At 67.7% G+C, this 13,525-nt stretch carries 14 protein-coding genes and 1 tRNA gene; 9 read left to right on the forward strand and 6 right to left on the reverse strand.

Annotated features, from left to right (window positions below):
- Nucleotides 1–34 precede the first annotated feature (34 nt).
- Entirely contained in the window at nt 35–1,213 is a 1,179-nt protein-coding gene (locus tag AC23D4_RS11425) for an MFS transporter (RefSeq protein ID WP_472887671.1), read from the forward strand.
- On the opposite strand, the gene AC23D4_RS11430 is transcribed toward AC23D4_RS11425, so the two are convergent.
- The 3 genes from AC23D4_RS11430 to AC23D4_RS11440 form a co-directional block, all read right to left on the reverse strand.
- Nucleotides 1,198–1,971 (reverse strand): RNA pseudouridine synthase, encoded by a 774-nt coding sequence (locus AC23D4_RS11430; protein WP_472887672.1) that lies wholly within the window; start codon nt 1,969–1,971, stop codon nt 1,198–1,200. The genes AC23D4_RS11425 and AC23D4_RS11430 overlap by 16 nt on opposite strands.
- A gap of 8 nt (nt 1,972–1,979) precedes the next feature.
- The gene (gene ychF, locus AC23D4_RS11435) at nt 1,980–3,071 is read right to left on the reverse strand and encodes a redox-regulated ATPase YchF (protein ID WP_472887673.1); all 1,092 of its coding nucleotides are present in this window, start codon (nt 3,069–3,071) and stop codon (nt 1,980–1,982) included.
- 89 nt (nt 3,072–3,160) lie between these two features.
- A complete protein-coding gene (locus tag AC23D4_RS11440) occupies nt 3,161–4,045 on the reverse strand; it encodes an MOSC domain-containing protein (RefSeq protein WP_472887674.1) in 885 nt (294 codons plus the stop codon).
- Between the two features lie 90 nt (nt 4,046–4,135).
- Between AC23D4_RS11440 and AC23D4_RS11445 the strand changes: the two genes are divergently transcribed.
- From AC23D4_RS11445 to AC23D4_RS11460, 4 genes are read left to right on the forward strand one after another with little or no spacing between them, the layout of a single operon-like run.
- Nucleotides 4,136–5,320 (forward strand): FAD-dependent monooxygenase, encoded by a 1,185-nt coding sequence (locus AC23D4_RS11445; protein WP_472887675.1) that lies wholly within the window; start codon nt 4,136–4,138, stop codon nt 5,318–5,320.
- Nucleotides 5,321–5,367: 47 nt separating this feature from the next.
- On the forward strand, nt 5,368–6,081 hold the full coding sequence (locus AC23D4_RS11450; protein ID WP_472887676.1) for a DsbC family protein: 714 nt from the start codon (nt 5,368–5,370) through the stop codon (nt 6,079–6,081).
- Nucleotides 6,082–6,093: 12 nt separating this feature from the next.
- Nucleotides 6,094–6,573, forward strand: a complete 480-nt coding sequence (locus AC23D4_RS11455; protein WP_472887677.1) for a DUF3429 domain-containing protein — start codon at nt 6,094–6,096, stop codon at nt 6,571–6,573.
- A gap of 10 nt (nt 6,574–6,583) precedes the next feature.
- Entirely contained in the window at nt 6,584–8,425 is a 1,842-nt protein-coding gene (locus tag AC23D4_RS11460) for a M61 family metallopeptidase (protein ID WP_472887678.1), read from the forward strand.
- Between the two features lie 110 nt (nt 8,426–8,535).
- Here AC23D4_RS11460 and paaK read toward each other — a convergent pair whose 3' ends face one another.
- Genes paaK through AC23D4_RS11475 form a run of 3 tightly spaced genes read right to left on the reverse strand, consistent with a single transcriptional unit; the run spans nt 8,536 to nt 11,081 of the window.
- Nucleotides 8,536–9,831 carry a phenylacetate--CoA ligase PaaK gene (gene paaK / locus AC23D4_RS11465; protein WP_472887679.1) on the reverse strand — a complete coding sequence of 432 codons (1,296 nt, stop codon included), beginning with the start codon at nt 9,829–9,831 and terminating at the stop codon, nt 8,536–8,538.
- A complete protein-coding gene (paaI, locus tag AC23D4_RS11470; protein WP_472887680.1) occupies nt 9,828–10,268 on the reverse strand; it encodes a hydroxyphenylacetyl-CoA thioesterase PaaI in 441 nt (146 codons plus the stop codon). The genes paaK and paaI overlap by 4 nt, the downstream gene beginning before the upstream one ends.
- 6 nt (nt 10,269–10,274) lie before the next feature.
- Entirely contained in the window at nt 10,275–11,081 is an 807-nt protein-coding gene (locus tag AC23D4_RS11475) for an enoyl-CoA hydratase-related protein (RefSeq protein WP_472887681.1), read from the reverse strand.
- 174 nt (nt 11,082–11,255) lie between these two features.
- On the opposite strand from AC23D4_RS11475, the gene AC23D4_RS11480 reads away from it, so the two are divergent.
- The 4 genes from AC23D4_RS11480 (at nt 11,256) to AC23D4_RS11495 (ending at nt 13,377) form a co-directional block, all read left to right on the forward strand.
- Nucleotides 11,256–12,044 carry an enoyl-CoA hydratase gene (locus AC23D4_RS11480; RefSeq protein ID WP_472887682.1) on the forward strand — a complete coding sequence of 263 codons (789 nt, stop codon included), beginning with the start codon at nt 11,256–11,258 and terminating at the stop codon, nt 12,042–12,044.
- Nucleotides 12,045–12,197: 153 nt separating this feature from the next.
- Entirely contained in the window at nt 12,198–12,617 is a 420-nt protein-coding gene (locus AC23D4_RS11485) for a high-potential iron-sulfur protein (protein ID WP_472887683.1), read from the forward strand.
- A gap of 64 nt (nt 12,618–12,681) precedes the next feature.
- A tRNA-Met gene (locus AC23D4_RS11490) sits at nt 12,682–12,758 on the forward strand.
- Between the two features lie 58 nt (nt 12,759–12,816).
- Nucleotides 12,817–13,377, forward strand: a complete 561-nt coding sequence (locus tag AC23D4_RS11495; protein WP_472887684.1) for a YaeQ family protein — start codon at nt 12,817–12,819, stop codon at nt 13,375–13,377.
- The last annotated feature ends 148 nt before the right edge of the window (nt 13,378–13,525 follow it).

Raw genomic sequence — 13,525 nt, forward strand, 5'->3', positions numbered from 1 at the left:
CGATACTCGGGCGCTGCACCTCACATCCCCTGGCATGACCCCACCCGCTCCACCGCCCGACAATCCCCTGCCCCGCTCGCTGTGGGCACTGATGATGGGCAACTTCGTCATCGGCACCGGGGTCATGGTGGTACCCGGCACGCTCAACGACATCAGCGCCTCGCTGAATGTGTCGATTCCCCAGGCCGGCCAACTCATCACCGCGGCCGCCATCCTGATGGGCCTGGGCGCTCCCGCTTTCGCCACGCTCGTGGCGGGCTGGGACCGGCGGCGCCTGCTCACGCTCTCGTTGGTGTGGTACGCCCTGCTCACAGCCATCTGCGCACTGGCGCCGAGCTACGCCACGCTGTTGCCGCTGCGGGTTCTCGCCGTCATCGCGCCCGCCGTCTTCACGCCCCAGGCCGCCGCCAGCGTGGGCCTGCTGGTGTCCCCGGCCCAGCGCGGTCGCGCCATCACCTTCGTGTTCCTGGGCTGGTCGGTGGCGTCGGTCATGGGCATGCCGTTGTCGGCCTGGATTGGTGGCACGCTGGGCTGGCGCTGGGCCTTTGGTCTGGTGGCCTTGATGTCGCTGGTCAGCGCCGCCTGGGTGTGGCGCGAAATGCCGAACGGCATCCGCCCGGCGGCGCTGTCGCGCCAGGCCTGGGGGCAGACCCTGGGCTCGGCGCCCCTCATGCTCGCCGTGGGCGTCACGCTGCTCTCGGCCTTCGGCCAGTTCACGCTGTTTTCGTACTTCGCACCCTACTTCTTCCAGACCCTCGGCCTGGGCGGCGCTGCGCTCTCGCTGATGTTCCTGTGGTTCGGCGCCTTTGGCCTGGCCGGCAACGTGGGGCTTTCACGCTGGATCGACCGCATCGGCGCGCCGCGCGCCGTGCTGCTCACGCTCGGCGCCATGGTGCTGACGCTGCTGCTCTGGCCGCTGGGTCAGGCCGGCATCTGGCAACAGGCGCTGGTCCTGGTGCCCTGGGCGCTGGGCTGTTTCGCCTGCAACTCGGCGCAGCAGGCCCGGCTGGTCCACCTGTCACCGGCTCTGGCCCCGGCCACGGTCGCACTCAACACATCGGCCATGTACGGCGGACAGGCGCTGGGCGCCGCGCTGGGGGGCATCCTGATCGCGCAAGGGCACATGCTGCGTCTGCACCAGGTGGGTCTGGTGGTGCTGATCCTCGCGATGGCCCTGAGCGTGTGGGCCGCTCGGGCTCAGAAGCGTTCGTAACCCAGCAGGTAACGCCATTCCCCGACGGGTAGCCCCGTGAGCGCAACCCGGCCCATGCGCAGGCGCCGGACCGCCACCAGCTGCAGGCCCGCCCGTTCACACAGGTGTTCGACCTGGCCCGGTCGTGTGCCCTTGATGGCCAGGCGCAGGCGGTGTTCACTCTGCCAGCTGGCGCGCGCCGAGGGCAGGCTCCAGCCGTCAAAAAACAGGGCCTTGCCGATCGACTTCAGCACCGCTTCGCGCCGGGCTTCGTCGTCCAGTTCAGGATCGGCGGCCACCTCGACCAGCCACTCGTGTTCCAGCTGGGCGGACTCGTCGCTGATCTTGCGCGCCACACCGGGGTTCTGGGTAAACACCATCAGGCCGCTCATGGGCGTGGACAACGGCGCCACGGGCAGCAGCTTGTGGCGGTGTGCCTTGAGCGGGCGCACGCCCGAACGGTCGCCCTTGAACCGGTTGGCGTTGGTGAAGAGTTCGACCGCCAGCGCATCGGGCAGCGGAGAGCCTTCCGGCAGCGCCCGGCCCGCGGGCTTGTGCCAGATCAGCGTCACGGAGTCCAGCGACTCCAGCTTGGCCTTGGGGTCCAGCGCCACGGTCTGGCCGTCGTGCACCCGCGCCATGGGCTCTTCGACCACCGCGCCGTCCACGCGCACCCAGCCCCCCGCGATGTAGCGTTCGGCATCGCTGCGCGAACAGGGCAGCTGAGCGGCCAGGCGTTTGGCCAGGCGTTGGGGTTCGGACCGACCGGTATCGGACATGGGCGCGTTCAGGACGAGAACAGGAAGTTCATCACGTCGCCATCCTTGACGACGTATTCCTTGCCTTCGGCGCGCATCTTGCCGGCGTCTTTGGCCCCCTGTTCGCCCTTGTAGGTGATGAAGTCGTCAAAGGCGATGGTCTGGGCGCGGATGTAGCCCTTCTCGAAGTCGGTGTGGATCACGCCGGCCGCCTGCGGGCCGGTATCGCCCACGTGGATGGTCCAGGCGCGCACTTCCTTCACACCGGCGGTAAAGTAGGTCTGCAGGCCCAGCAGCTTGTAGGCTGCGCGGATCAGACGGTTCAGGCCGGGCTCGTCCTGACCCAGTTCCTTCAGGAATTCGAGCCGGTCGGCGTCGTCCATCTCGGCCAGCTCGGCCTCGATCTTGGCGCAGATGGCCACCACGGGCGCGTTCTGTTTCTCGGCGAAGGCGCGCAGGCGGTCCAGGAACGGGTTGTTCTCGAAGCCGTCTTCCGACACGTTGGCCACGAACATCGCCGGCTTGGCCGTGATCAGGAAAAACTGCTTGAGCAGCGGCAACTCTTCCTTGCTGAAATCGATGCTGCGCACGGGCCTGGTGTCGTTGAGCGCCGCCTGGCACTTCTCCAGGATCGCCACCAGCTTGATGGACTCCTTGTCGCCCGAACGCGCGGTCTTCTGCACGCGGTGCAAGGCCTTCTCGACAGCGGCCAGGTCGGCCAGGCAGAGCTCGGTGAGGATGACCTCGATGTCGGCGATCGGGTCGATCTTGTTGGCGACGTGGATCACGTTGTCGTCTTCGAAGCAGCGCACCACGTTGACGATGGCGTCCGTCTCGCGAATGTGGGCGAGGAACTTGTTGCCCAGGCCTTCGCCGGTGCTGGCACCGGCCACCAGACCGGCGATGTCCACAAACTCGACGATGGCCGGTACCACGCGCTCGGGCTGGACGATCTCGGACAGCTGGGCCAGCCGCGGATCGGGCACCTCCACCACACCGGTGTTGGGCTCGATGGTGCAGAAGGGGTAATTTTCGGCGGCGATGCCGGCCTTGGTCAGCGCGTTGAAAAGGGTGGACTTGCCCACATTGGGCAGGCCCACGATGCCGCATTGGAGGCTCATGGGGGACTTTCGGGTCGATCGGGGAAACCGGTGATTTTAGCGGGGCGGCCGGTTTCGGCGCCGCCGATGACCTCGCGCGGGCAGCGGGGTCAATCGAAGCGCCAGTCGGCCGACACGCTCTGACCCACACGCAACACCTGGCCGTCGCCCGCCAGCACGATCGCGTTCATGCCGAAGGTGACGGCGCCGTCCAGGCGCGGGTCGGCGCGGTAGGTCTGCAGGGTGTCGCCCACCACCGGCGAAGCGGTGGCAGTGACCGGGTCGATGTTGGGGATCGGACAACGCGCACAGGGTTTCACGGGTTCCAGCACGGCGCTGCCGTCATCTGTGGCGATGTGCATTGGCCCGAGGCGGTCTTCGTCGTGCGCCTCCACACCGCCAATCACGATGTTGGGCCGAAAGCGCCGCCCCTCCACCGCCGCGTGCCCGGCCTGCGCCAGCCGCGCATTGAGTTCGTCCAGCGAAGCGGTGCTCGTCACCAGCACACCAAAACCGTCGGCGAACTGGGTGGTGGACTCGCGCCCACCGGTCCACTTCAGGCTGCACAGGCGGCGCACCGCGGGGTCGAAGCGCGCCAGGCGCAGGCGCTTCAGATCGATGGGCGCGTCCGGCCCCAGGAAATCGCTGAACCACTGCGCCGCCACGTCGCCCATGTCGTAGGCCTCGACTTCGTCGTCCCAGACCCGCACGCGCAAGGGTGCTTCGGCGGCGTCCAGGGCCAGGTGCAGCGCCAGCATGCCGGGTGCGCGCAGCACCAGTTGGCCCAGCTTGAACGCCGGCTGGATCAGCGCCAAACGCGGCAGCTCGCGCTGGGTGACAAATTCACCCTGGGCGTCCACCACCATCCAGCTGCGGTCGTAGGCCAGGCCCGTCTCGGTGAGCTCGGCCTCGGTGAGCGAGATGCCCGCGCAGGACTTCACCGGGTAGATCCAGAGCTGGTCGATGCGGGCGGTCACGTCGGTGGGTGTGGTCATGGCGGGAGCGGCGGTCGGTACAGGCCGGTGCGGACGGGGGTTTTGACGGAGCGAATCGGGCGCATTGTGCCCTGCTCCTAAAATCCCGCCATGTCGCCCACTTCCCACCGTTCTTCTGCCCACCGGCGTTTTGACGTCACCATCCGGGGCGGCGGCGTGGTCGGGCACACCCTGGCGCTCTTGCTCGCCCGCGATCGGCTGCGCGTGGCCCTGGTCAGCGCCCCGCGACCGGCGGCCGGCCTGCCCGACGTGCGCGCCTACGCGCTCAACACCGCGGCGCGCGACCTGTTGCGCTCGGTGCGCGCCTGGCCCGAAGACAGCGCCGCGCCCACCAGCAGTCCCGCACCCGACACCGGCCCGACCGTGACGCCGGTGACCGGCATGCAGGTCTTTGGCGACAACGGCGGTGCGGTGCAGTTTTCAGCGATCGACCAGGGCAGCGAGGCGCTGACCTGGATCGTGGACGTGCCGGCGCTGGAACAACGGCTGGCCCATGCCGTGCATTTCCAAAGCGGCATCGAGTGCCTGACGGAAGCACCGCCCGCGGCGCTCACAGTGATCTGCGAAGGCAAGCGCAGCGCCACCCGCGATGAACTCGGGCTGACCTACGAGGTCCGCCCGTACCCGCACAAGGCCGTGGCCGCCCGCCTGCGCTGCGCCCAGCCACACGGCGGCGTGGCCCGCCAGTGGTTCCAGAACGGCGAGATCATGGCCCTGCTGCCGCTGGGGGGGGCGCAAGGGAACTCTGTGGCGCTGGTGTGGTCACTGGAAGTACAGCAGGCCGATCACTGGCTGGCGGCCGCGCCCGAAGCGCTGGCGCAGGCGGTGCAGACGCGGTGTGCGCAGGTGCTCGGCGAGATGCAACTGGAAAGCCCGGCCCAGGCCTGGCCTCTGGAGCTCTCGAAAGCCCAGCGCTGGATCGCCCGCACGCCGCAAGGCGGTGTGGTGCTCGCGGGCGATGCGGCGCACGCCATGCACCCGCTGGCCGGTCAGGGACTCAATGTGGGCCTGGCCGATGCCGCCGAACTGGCCCGCGTGCTGCACGGGCGCGAGTACTGGCGCGAGCTGGGCGACCTGAAGCTGCTGCGGCGTTACGAGCGCGCGCGGCAGGCCGATGTGAACGCCATGGGCTGGGTGACCGACGGCCTGTTTGGCCTGTTTGCCCAGACCGACAGCCGCGTACAGGCCCTGCGCAACTGGGGCATGACGGGCGTGGATCGCCTCGGCCCGCTGAAACACTGGCTGGCCCGCCAGGCCATGGGGCAGGCGGGCTGATGCCAGCCCTGCCGACTTTTTAACCTTGAATGCCCTCGGGCCACTTTATGAAACTCGCCAAGATCCCCCTGCTCGCGCTGCTCGCTGCGCTGTCGCTGAGCGCGTTCGCGCAGGAAGCCACCATCCGCAAGAACCTGGCCGAACGCCTGCCCAAGCTGCCCGCCATCGACGAAATCACCAAAACGCCGATGCCCGGCCTGTACGAGGTGCGCATCAACCACAGCGACATCTTCTACACCGACGAAAAAGGCGACTTCCTGATCCAGGGCTCGCTGATCGACACCAAGGCCCAGCGGGACCTGACCGAACAGCGCGTTGAAAAGCTCACCGCCATCGCCTTCAAGGACCTGCCGCTCAAGGACGCCTTCACCATCGTGCGCGGCAACGGCAAACGCAAGATGGCCGTCTTTGAAGATCCGAACTGCGGCTACTGCAAGCGCTTCGAACGCGACCTGACCAAGATCGACAACGTCACGGTCCACGTGTTCCTCTACCCCATCCTGAGCGCCGACTCGGGCGAAAAATCACGCAACATCTGGTGCGCCAAGGACAAGGGCAAGGCCTTCCTCGACTGGATGGTCAAGGACGTGACACCGCCCGACGCGAAATGCGATGCCGCTGCCGTGGCCCGCAACTTCGAGTTCGGTAAAAAGGCCCGCATCACCGGAACCCCCACCATCATCTTTGCCGACGGATCGCGCGTGCCGGGCGCCATCGGCGCCGACCGCGTCGAGAAGCTGCTCGCCGAAGCCAAGCCCTGATCCGCGCGCTGGATGACCCCGCCGGTGCTGCACGACCCGAACGACACCACCCTGGTGCGGACCCTGGGCCACGCCGGCCTGATCCCCTTTGTGCTGCTGGCCGCCCTGCTCTGGCTGGTGGACGCCGCGCTGCAGGCCTGGGTGGCGGTCGCGATGGCGGGCTACGCCGCGCTGATCGCGTCATTCTTGGGCGGGGTGCACTGGGGCATTGGCTGGCTGGCCAGCCGGCATGCGGCGGCGCTCGCCGAGCGCCCGCACCACGCCCAGCGCAACCACTTTCTCTGGGGCATCGTGCCCTCGCTGCTGGCCTGGCCCGGCGTGCTCATGCCGCCGTTCGCCGGTCTGCCCTGGCTGGGCTTCGTGCTGGTGCTGAGCTACCTGGCCGACCGCACGCTTTACGCCCACGCCGGCCTGCAGGCCTGGCTGACCCTGCGCTTCCGTCTCTCGGCGGTGGCGGTGCTCAGTTGTTTTGTGGGCGCTGGTGCCCTGTGAACGGACTTCCATGAACCTCCCCCGTCGGACCTCCCCGCGCGCCAAAGCGGTCTCAACAGCCGCAGAGAAGCCCGCCGTCCGCTACCGCGTCGAGGTGCTGAGCCCGCAAGCCCATCTGTTCGCCATCACGCTGGAGATCGATCACCCGGCGCCGCGCCAACGCCTGAGCCTGCCGGTGTGGATACCGGGCAGCTACCTGGTGCGGGAGTTCTCGCAACACCTGCAGCACCTGCAGGCCACCCAGGGCGGTGAACCGGTACCGCTGCGCCAGCTCGACAAGAACAGCTGGCAGGTGACGGCCGAAGCCGGTCAAGCGCTCGTGCTGCGCTACGAGGTCTACGCGTTCGATGCCTCGGTGCGCACCGCCTTCCTCGACAGCACGCGCGGTTTCTTCAACGCCACCAGCCTGTGCCTGCGGGTGATCGGACAGGAAGACCAGGCGCAAGGCCTGGAACTTGTTCCCGGACAGGCACCCGCGGGCTGGCGGGTCGCCACCGGTCTGACCGCCAGCGACGTGGACGGCAACGGCTTCGGCCACTACACCGCGCAGGACTACGACGAACTCGCCGACTGCCCGGTGGAGCTGGGCACGTTCTGGAGCGGCGAGTTCGTGGCCCACGGCGTGCCGCACCGATTCGTGGTCAGCGGCGCAGGCGGCTGGTTTGACGGGGAACGCCTGCTGGCCGACACGCGCCGCATCTGCGAGGCCCAGATCGGCTTCTGGCACGGTACCGGCGGCGAAGCACCGTTCAAAAACTACCTCTTCATGATGCACGCCAGCGGCGAAGGCTATGGCGGGCTGGAACACCGCAACAGCACCGCGCTGATCTGCCAGCGCACCGACCTGCCCAAGCTGTTGGTCAAGGATGAAAAAGCACCGGCGCTCAAGGCCACCGACGGCTACACCACCCTGCTCGGCCTGATCAGCCACGAGTATTTCCACACCTGGAACGTCAAGCGCCTGCGCCCGGCCGAGTTCAAGCGCTACGACTACAACCAGGAAAACTACACCGAGCTGCTCTGGTTCTTCGAAGGTTTCACCAGCTACTACGACGACCTGATCCTGCGACGCGCCGGCCTGATCGACGACGCCACCTACCTCCAGCTGGTGATGAAGACCGTCAACCAGGTGCAACAGACGCCCGGCCAGCAGGTGCAGACCGCCGCCCAGGCCAGCTTCGACGCCTGGATGAAGTACTACCGCATCCACGAGAACACGCCCAACGCCACGGTGAGCTACTACACCAAGGGTGCGCTGGTGGCGATGTGTTTCGACCTCACGCTGCGCGCCGAGGGCCACAGCAACCTCGACGAAGTGATGCGCGAGCTCTGGCTCAGCTGTCAGGGCGGCCCGATGCGCGAGGCCGACTTTGCCCGCGCCCTCAAGCGCCTGGGCGGGCGTGCCTTCGACCGCGAACTGCGCGACTGGGTGCACGGCACGTCCGATCTGCCCGTGCGGGCGCTGCTGCAGCAGCACGGTGCCAAGGTCATCAACGACAAGGCCCCGCTGGCCCAGCAGCTGGGGCTGCGCGTGAGCGAATCGGGCGGCCTCACGCTCAAGACCGTTTTGCGCGGCGGCGCGGCCGAGGCCGCCGGCATGGCCGCTGGCGACGAATGGCTGGGCGTGGAACTGCCCCCTGCAAAACGCGGCCAGCCGGCTGAAGCCTGGCGCATCCGGAAACTCGACGAGGTGGCCCTGCTGCGCGGCCAGCGCCAGCGCCTGACCGCGCTGATCGCGCGCGACAAACGCTTGCTGCGCTGCCCGCTGGTCTGGCCGGAACCCACACAGGCGATGCGGCTGGCAGTGGGCGATGCCAGCCTGCTCAAATCCTGGCTGGCTTCGGCAGTCTGACCGCAAGTCAACCCGCCGCCGGCCAGCGGCGGAGCCCCGGTGCAGCGACGCAGTCGATGTGACGCTTGGGGGGGGCAGCGACCCGCGCAGCGGCGGAGCGCGGGGGGCCGCTACTTCGGCCGCAAATCCACCACCCGCTTGGCCTTGCCCTGGCTGCGTTCCACGCCGCCCTCGGGCTTGAGCACCACCTCGACGCTGCTGCCCACGAACACCTTGACCTCGTGGCGCAGCCGTTCGGCCGCGGAGCGCGCCTCGATGCTCTCGGGCGCGAGGCCCGGGCGCGTCTCGACCACCACCGACAGGGTGTCCAGATGGCCTTCGCGCGTGAGCACACACTGGTAGTGCGCGCTGAGCTCGGGTCGTTTCAGGATCAATTCCTCGATCTGCGTCGGGAACACGTTGACCCCGCGCACGATCATCATGTCGTCGCTGCGGCCGGTGATCTTTTCCATGCGGCGCATGGTGCGCGCCGTGCCCGGCAGCAGGCGCGTGAGGTCGCGCGTGCGGTAGCGGATGATGGGCAGCGCCTCCTTGGTCAGGCTGGTGAACACCAGCTCGCCCATCTCGCCGTCGGCCACCGGCTCGCCGGTCTCGGGGTGGATGATCTCGGGGTAGAAGTGGTCTTCCCAGATCGTCGGTCCGTCCTTGGTCTCGACGCACTCGTTGGCCACACCCGGGCCCATCACTTCCGACAGGCCATAGATGTCCACCGCATCGATGTTCATGCGCGCTTCGATGGCCACGCGCATGTCGTTGGTCCAGGGTTCGGCGCCGAAGATCCCGATGCGCAGACTGCTCTCGCGCGGGTCCAGGCCCAGGCGCTCGAATTCGTCGGCGATGGCCAGCATGTAGCTCGGTGTGACCATGATGATGTCGGGCCGGAAGTCCTGCATCAGCTGCACCTGGCGCTCGGTCTGGCCGCCGCCGAAGGGCACCACCGTCAGGCCCAGCTTCTCGGCGCCGTAATGCGCGCCCAGGCCACCGGTGAACAGGCCGTAGCCGTAGCTCACGTGCACCATGTCGCCCGGCCGCGCGCCGCTGGCGCGGATGCTGCGCGCCACCACGTTGGACCAGGTGTCGATGTCCTTCAGCGTGTAGCCCACCACGGTCGGTTTGCCGGTCGTGCCGCTGCTGGCGTGGATGCGCGCGCAGCGCTCGCGCGGCACGGCGAACATGCCGAAGGGGTAGCTGTCGCGCAGGTCTTTCTTGGTGGTGAAAGGGAATTTGGCCAGGTCGGCGAGTGAACGGCAGTCGTCCGGGTGTACGCCGGCTTCGTCGAACTTGGCCTTGTAGACCGGCGAGTTCGCGTAGGCGTGGCGCAGCGTGCCCTGCAGGCGCTTGAGCTGCAAGCCCCGCAGCTCGTCGATGCTGGCTTTTTCGATCGGTTCCAGCGGGAAGTGGTTCATGCCTGCACCTCTTCGGGAAAGACCTGCCCGGGAATCACCGCACTCTTGCCTCTGAACATCGCGATCACCTCACCCTTCTGGTTGGTCACCCGCATGTCATAGATGCCGTGCCGGCCCTGCAGCGTCTGCTCCACGCCTTCGCAGGTCAGCACGTCGCCGTCCTGGCCGGGCTTGAGGAACTCGATGCTGCAGCCCGCCGCCACCGCGTTCCGGTTGTAGCTGTTGCAGGCGTAAGCAAAGGTGGTGTCGGCCAGCGTGAAGATGAAGCCACCGTGGCAGATCTGGTGGCCGTTGAGGTGCAGCGGCTTGACGGCCATGCGCAGCACGGCGCGCCCGGGCCCGACGCTGACCAGTTCGATGCCCATGGTCTCGCGGGCCGCCACGTCCACGGCGAACATGGATTCACCGACCTTGGCGGCGCGTTCTTGCGGCGTCATGCTCATTCATTCCCCCTTGAACTGCGCCGGGCGCTTCTGGCGGAACGCCATCACGCCTTCGATGTAATCGTGCGTGGCGCCCAGCGCCGACTGCGTGTCGCGCTCCACGTCGAGCTGCTGGTTCAGTGTGCGGGTGCCGGCGTCGCGCAGCAGCGCGCGCGTGGCGACCAGAGCCCTGGTCGGCATCACGGCCAGCTTCTCGGCAACAGCCAGCGCGGAGGCCAGCGGATCGTCCTGCACGTCCCAGATCATTCCCCACTCTTTCGCCTGCGCGGCGGGCAGCTTGTCGCCCGTCATGGCCAGCGCCATGGCGCGCGCCAAACCCAGACGCTCCACCAGGAACCAGCTACCGCCAGCGTCCGGGATCAGCCCGATCTTGCTGAACGCCTGGATGAAACTCGCGCCGGGTGCGGCGATCGCGATGTCGCAGGTCATGGCCAGCGAGGCGCCCGCGCCCGCGGCCACGCCGTTGACGGCGGCGAGGACCGGAAAACGCAGCGACTGGATGCGCCGCGCCGTCGGATTGAAGGCCTGGTCGATCACCGGACCGGGGTCGGCGCGTTTGACCAGATCGGGGCCGGGCTCGAAGTCGAACTCGGCCAGGTCGGCACCGGCACAGAAGCCACGGCCCGCACCGGTGATGACCATGGCGCGGATCACCGGGTTGGCCTCGGCGCGGTCCAGCGCGGCCCACAACTCGCGGTGCATCTGGCGTGTGAAACTGTTGAGGGCGTCCGGGCGGTTGAGCGTGACAAGGGCGACGGCGCCACGCTCTTCGTAGAGAACGGTGCTGCCCGCGGCGGGTGCGTTCATGGGTGTCTGTCTCCTGGCGCCGTCGTTCCGCAGCGCTGGTGGTGGGATGGAACGGCAATCTACCATTAACCGACCCATCGGTCGGTTAATGTTTTCCCTTGGGTGGCCCGGTATCGGACGGCCCGCTATAGTTGACGTTTACGTCAATCATCACACACCACCCGAGGAAACACCATGAGCGAAACCGCCACCCCCGAACTGATCACCGTGCGCACCGAAGGCCGCGTGGGCGTCATCACCCTGAACCGCCCCAAGCAGCTCAACGCGCTGAACGACCAGCTGATGACCGAACTGGGCGCCGCGCTCCAGGCGTTTGATGGCGACGAAGCCATCGGCTGCATGATCGTCACCGGCAGTGAAAAGGCCTTTGCTGCCGGCGCCGACATCGGCGCCATGGCGACCTACTCCTTCGCCGACGTCTACAAGGGCGACTACATCACCCGCAACTGGGAAACTATCCGCAGCGTGCGCAAGCCGGTGATCGCCGCGGTCAGCGGTTTCGCCCTGGGTGGCGGCTGTGAGCTGGCCATGATGTGCGACTTCATCATCGCCGCCGACAACGCCAGGTTCGGTCAGCCCGAGATCAAGCTCGGCATCATCCCCGGCGCTGGTGGCACACAGCGCCTGCCGCGTGCGGTGGGCAAGGCCAAGGCCATGGACATGGCCCTGACCGGCCGCATGATGGACGCCACCGAAGCCGAGCGCGCCGGGCTGGTGAGCCGCGTGGTGCCGCTGGACAAGCTGATGGACGAGGCGCTGGGCGCCGCGCTCATGATCTGCGAGTTCTCGCAGCCATCTGTGATGGCCGCCAAGGAATGCGTCAACCGCGCTTTCGAAGGCACATTGGCCGACGGCGTGATGTTCGAGCGCCGCCTGTTCCACGCGCTGTTCGCCACCGCCGACCAGAAGGAAGGCATGGACGCGTTCGTGAACAAACGCAAGGCGGTGTTCCAGCACCAGTGAGCGCCAATGTTGGGACGCACACAGTCTGTAACAGGGCGCCCGGGGGCGCCGGCGTATAAATGGCTTCGGCTCCACGCCTCTGGCAAGCGATGACCGTTGGGGTCTGAGCCCGGCGGGCGTGGATCGCGCCGATCCACTCCAGGAGACACCCCCATGACCACACGCCGCCGTTTCATTTTCATGATTCCCGCCTCCGGGGCCGTGCTGGCCGCGGCCTGCTCGGACCAGGCCACACCCCCCGCTGCTGCACCCGAGATGGCTCCTGCCGCGGCCCCGATGGCCGCCCCACCGCCCCCCGCACCCGAGGCTGCCGCTCCAGCGATGGCCCCGGAGGCCAGTGGCGGTCCCATGCTCGACGAGGCGGACGCCGCTGCCGTGGCGCTCGGCTATGTTGCGGACACGGCACGGGCCGACAAAACCAAATACCCCAACCATGCCGACAGCCAGACCTGTGCCAACTGCGGGCTGTACCAGGGCACGGCCGGCGCGGACGCCGGGCCTTGCCCGTTGTTCGCGGGCAGGCAGGTGGCGGCCCAGGGCTGGTGCGCGTCTTACGTGAAAAAGCCGGCCTGACCGCCCGCCGCGCTGACCCCGCCCTTATTCGGGGTTCGAATTGGGCTACAATGCCGACCGCGTTGGCGATATAGCTCAGTTGGTTAGAGCGCAGCATTCATAATGCTGATGTCGGTGGTTCAAGTCCACCTATCGCCACCAGAATTACGAAAAGCGGACCCCGGCGACGGTGTCCGCTTTTTTCTTGCCCGCCCGATTCATGGCCATCAAATCCACCATCTTCAAGGCGAACCTGCAGATCGCAGACATCGACCACGGCTACTACGCCGACCACGCGCTCACCCTTGCCCGCCACCCGAGCGAGACCGACGAACGCATGATGGTGCGCCTGACGGCCATGGCCATCCACGCCCACGAGCTGCAGGACACCTGCAAGGGCGACGGCACGCTGACCTTTGGAGCCGGCCTGTCGGACCCGGACGATCCCGATGTTTCGCTGACCGATTACACCGGCCGCAAGCGCATCTGGATCGAGGTCGGCCAGCCCGAGGACAAACCGGTGTCCAAAGCCTGCAGCAAGGCCGATGCGGTGATCCTGTACGCCTTCGGCTCGGCGGCCGACGTCTGGTGGCGCGGCATCGAGACCAAGCTCGCGCGACTGGAGAAACTGCAGGTCTGGCGCCTGCCCACCGAGGTGGCGCCCGCGCTGGCGGCCATGGCCGAACGCAGCATGCAGCTGCAGGCCACCGTGCAGGAAGGCGCGCTCACGCTCAGCAGCACGCGGGGCAGCGTGCACATCGAACCGATCCGCTGGAAATAAGCCCGCGCTTCAGGCCCGGTGTTTGCCGGGCGTCCAGCCCTGGCTGCCCAGCACCTGCTTGGTCACCTGTTGTGGCACCGCCTCCAGCGGCGTGGCCAACATGCGAGAATGCAAGGCCTCGCGCCTGCCTTGCGCGAGCGGTCATCCC

It is taken from the genome of Hydrogenophaga sp. L76 (assembly GCF_057654755.1).

Excerpts from the sequence above, each read along its gene's own strand:
- AC23D4_RS11485 (WP_472887683.1), top strand. The coding sequence starts at position 12,198 with ATGACCACACGCCGCCGTTTCATTTTCATGATTCCCGCCTCCGGGGCC.
- AC23D4_RS11495 (WP_472887684.1), top strand. The coding sequence starts at position 12,817 with ATGGCCATCAAATCCACCATCTTCAAGGCGAACCTGCAGATCGCAGAC.
- AC23D4_RS11425 (WP_472887671.1), top strand. The coding sequence starts at position 35 with ATGACCCCACCCGCTCCACCGCCCGACAATCCCCTGCCCCGCTCGCTG.
- AC23D4_RS11480 (WP_472887682.1), top strand. The coding sequence starts at position 11,256 with ATGAGCGAAACCGCCACCCCCGAACTGATCACCGTGCGCACCGAAGGC.
- paaK (WP_472887679.1), bottom strand. The coding sequence starts at position 9,831 with ATGAACCACTTCCCGCTGGAACCGATCGAAAAAGCCAGCATCGACGAG.
- AC23D4_RS11430 (WP_472887672.1), bottom strand. The coding sequence starts at position 1,971 with ATGTCCGATACCGGTCGGTCCGAACCCCAACGCCTGGCCAAACGCCTG.
- paaI (WP_472887680.1), bottom strand. The coding sequence starts at position 10,268 with ATGACGCCGCAAGAACGCGCCGCCAAGGTCGGTGAATCCATGTTCGCC.
- AC23D4_RS11450 (WP_472887676.1), top strand. The coding sequence starts at position 5,368 with ATGAAACTCGCCAAGATCCCCCTGCTCGCGCTGCTCGCTGCGCTGTCG.
- ychF (WP_472887673.1), bottom strand. The coding sequence starts at position 3,071 with ATGAGCCTCCAATGCGGCATCGTGGGCCTGCCCAATGTGGGCAAGTCC.
- AC23D4_RS11460 (WP_472887678.1), top strand. The coding sequence starts at position 6,584 with ATGAACCTCCCCCGTCGGACCTCCCCGCGCGCCAAAGCGGTCTCAACA.
- AC23D4_RS11455 (WP_472887677.1), top strand. The coding sequence starts at position 6,094 with ATGACCCCGCCGGTGCTGCACGACCCGAACGACACCACCCTGGTGCGG.
- AC23D4_RS11440 (WP_472887674.1), bottom strand. The coding sequence starts at position 4,045 with ATGACCACACCCACCGACGTGACCGCCCGCATCGACCAGCTCTGGATC.
- AC23D4_RS11475 (WP_472887681.1), bottom strand. The coding sequence starts at position 11,081 with ATGAACGCACCCGCCGCGGGCAGCACCGTTCTCTACGAAGAGCGTGGC.
- AC23D4_RS11445 (WP_472887675.1), top strand. The coding sequence starts at position 4,136 with ATGTCGCCCACTTCCCACCGTTCTTCTGCCCACCGGCGTTTTGACGTC.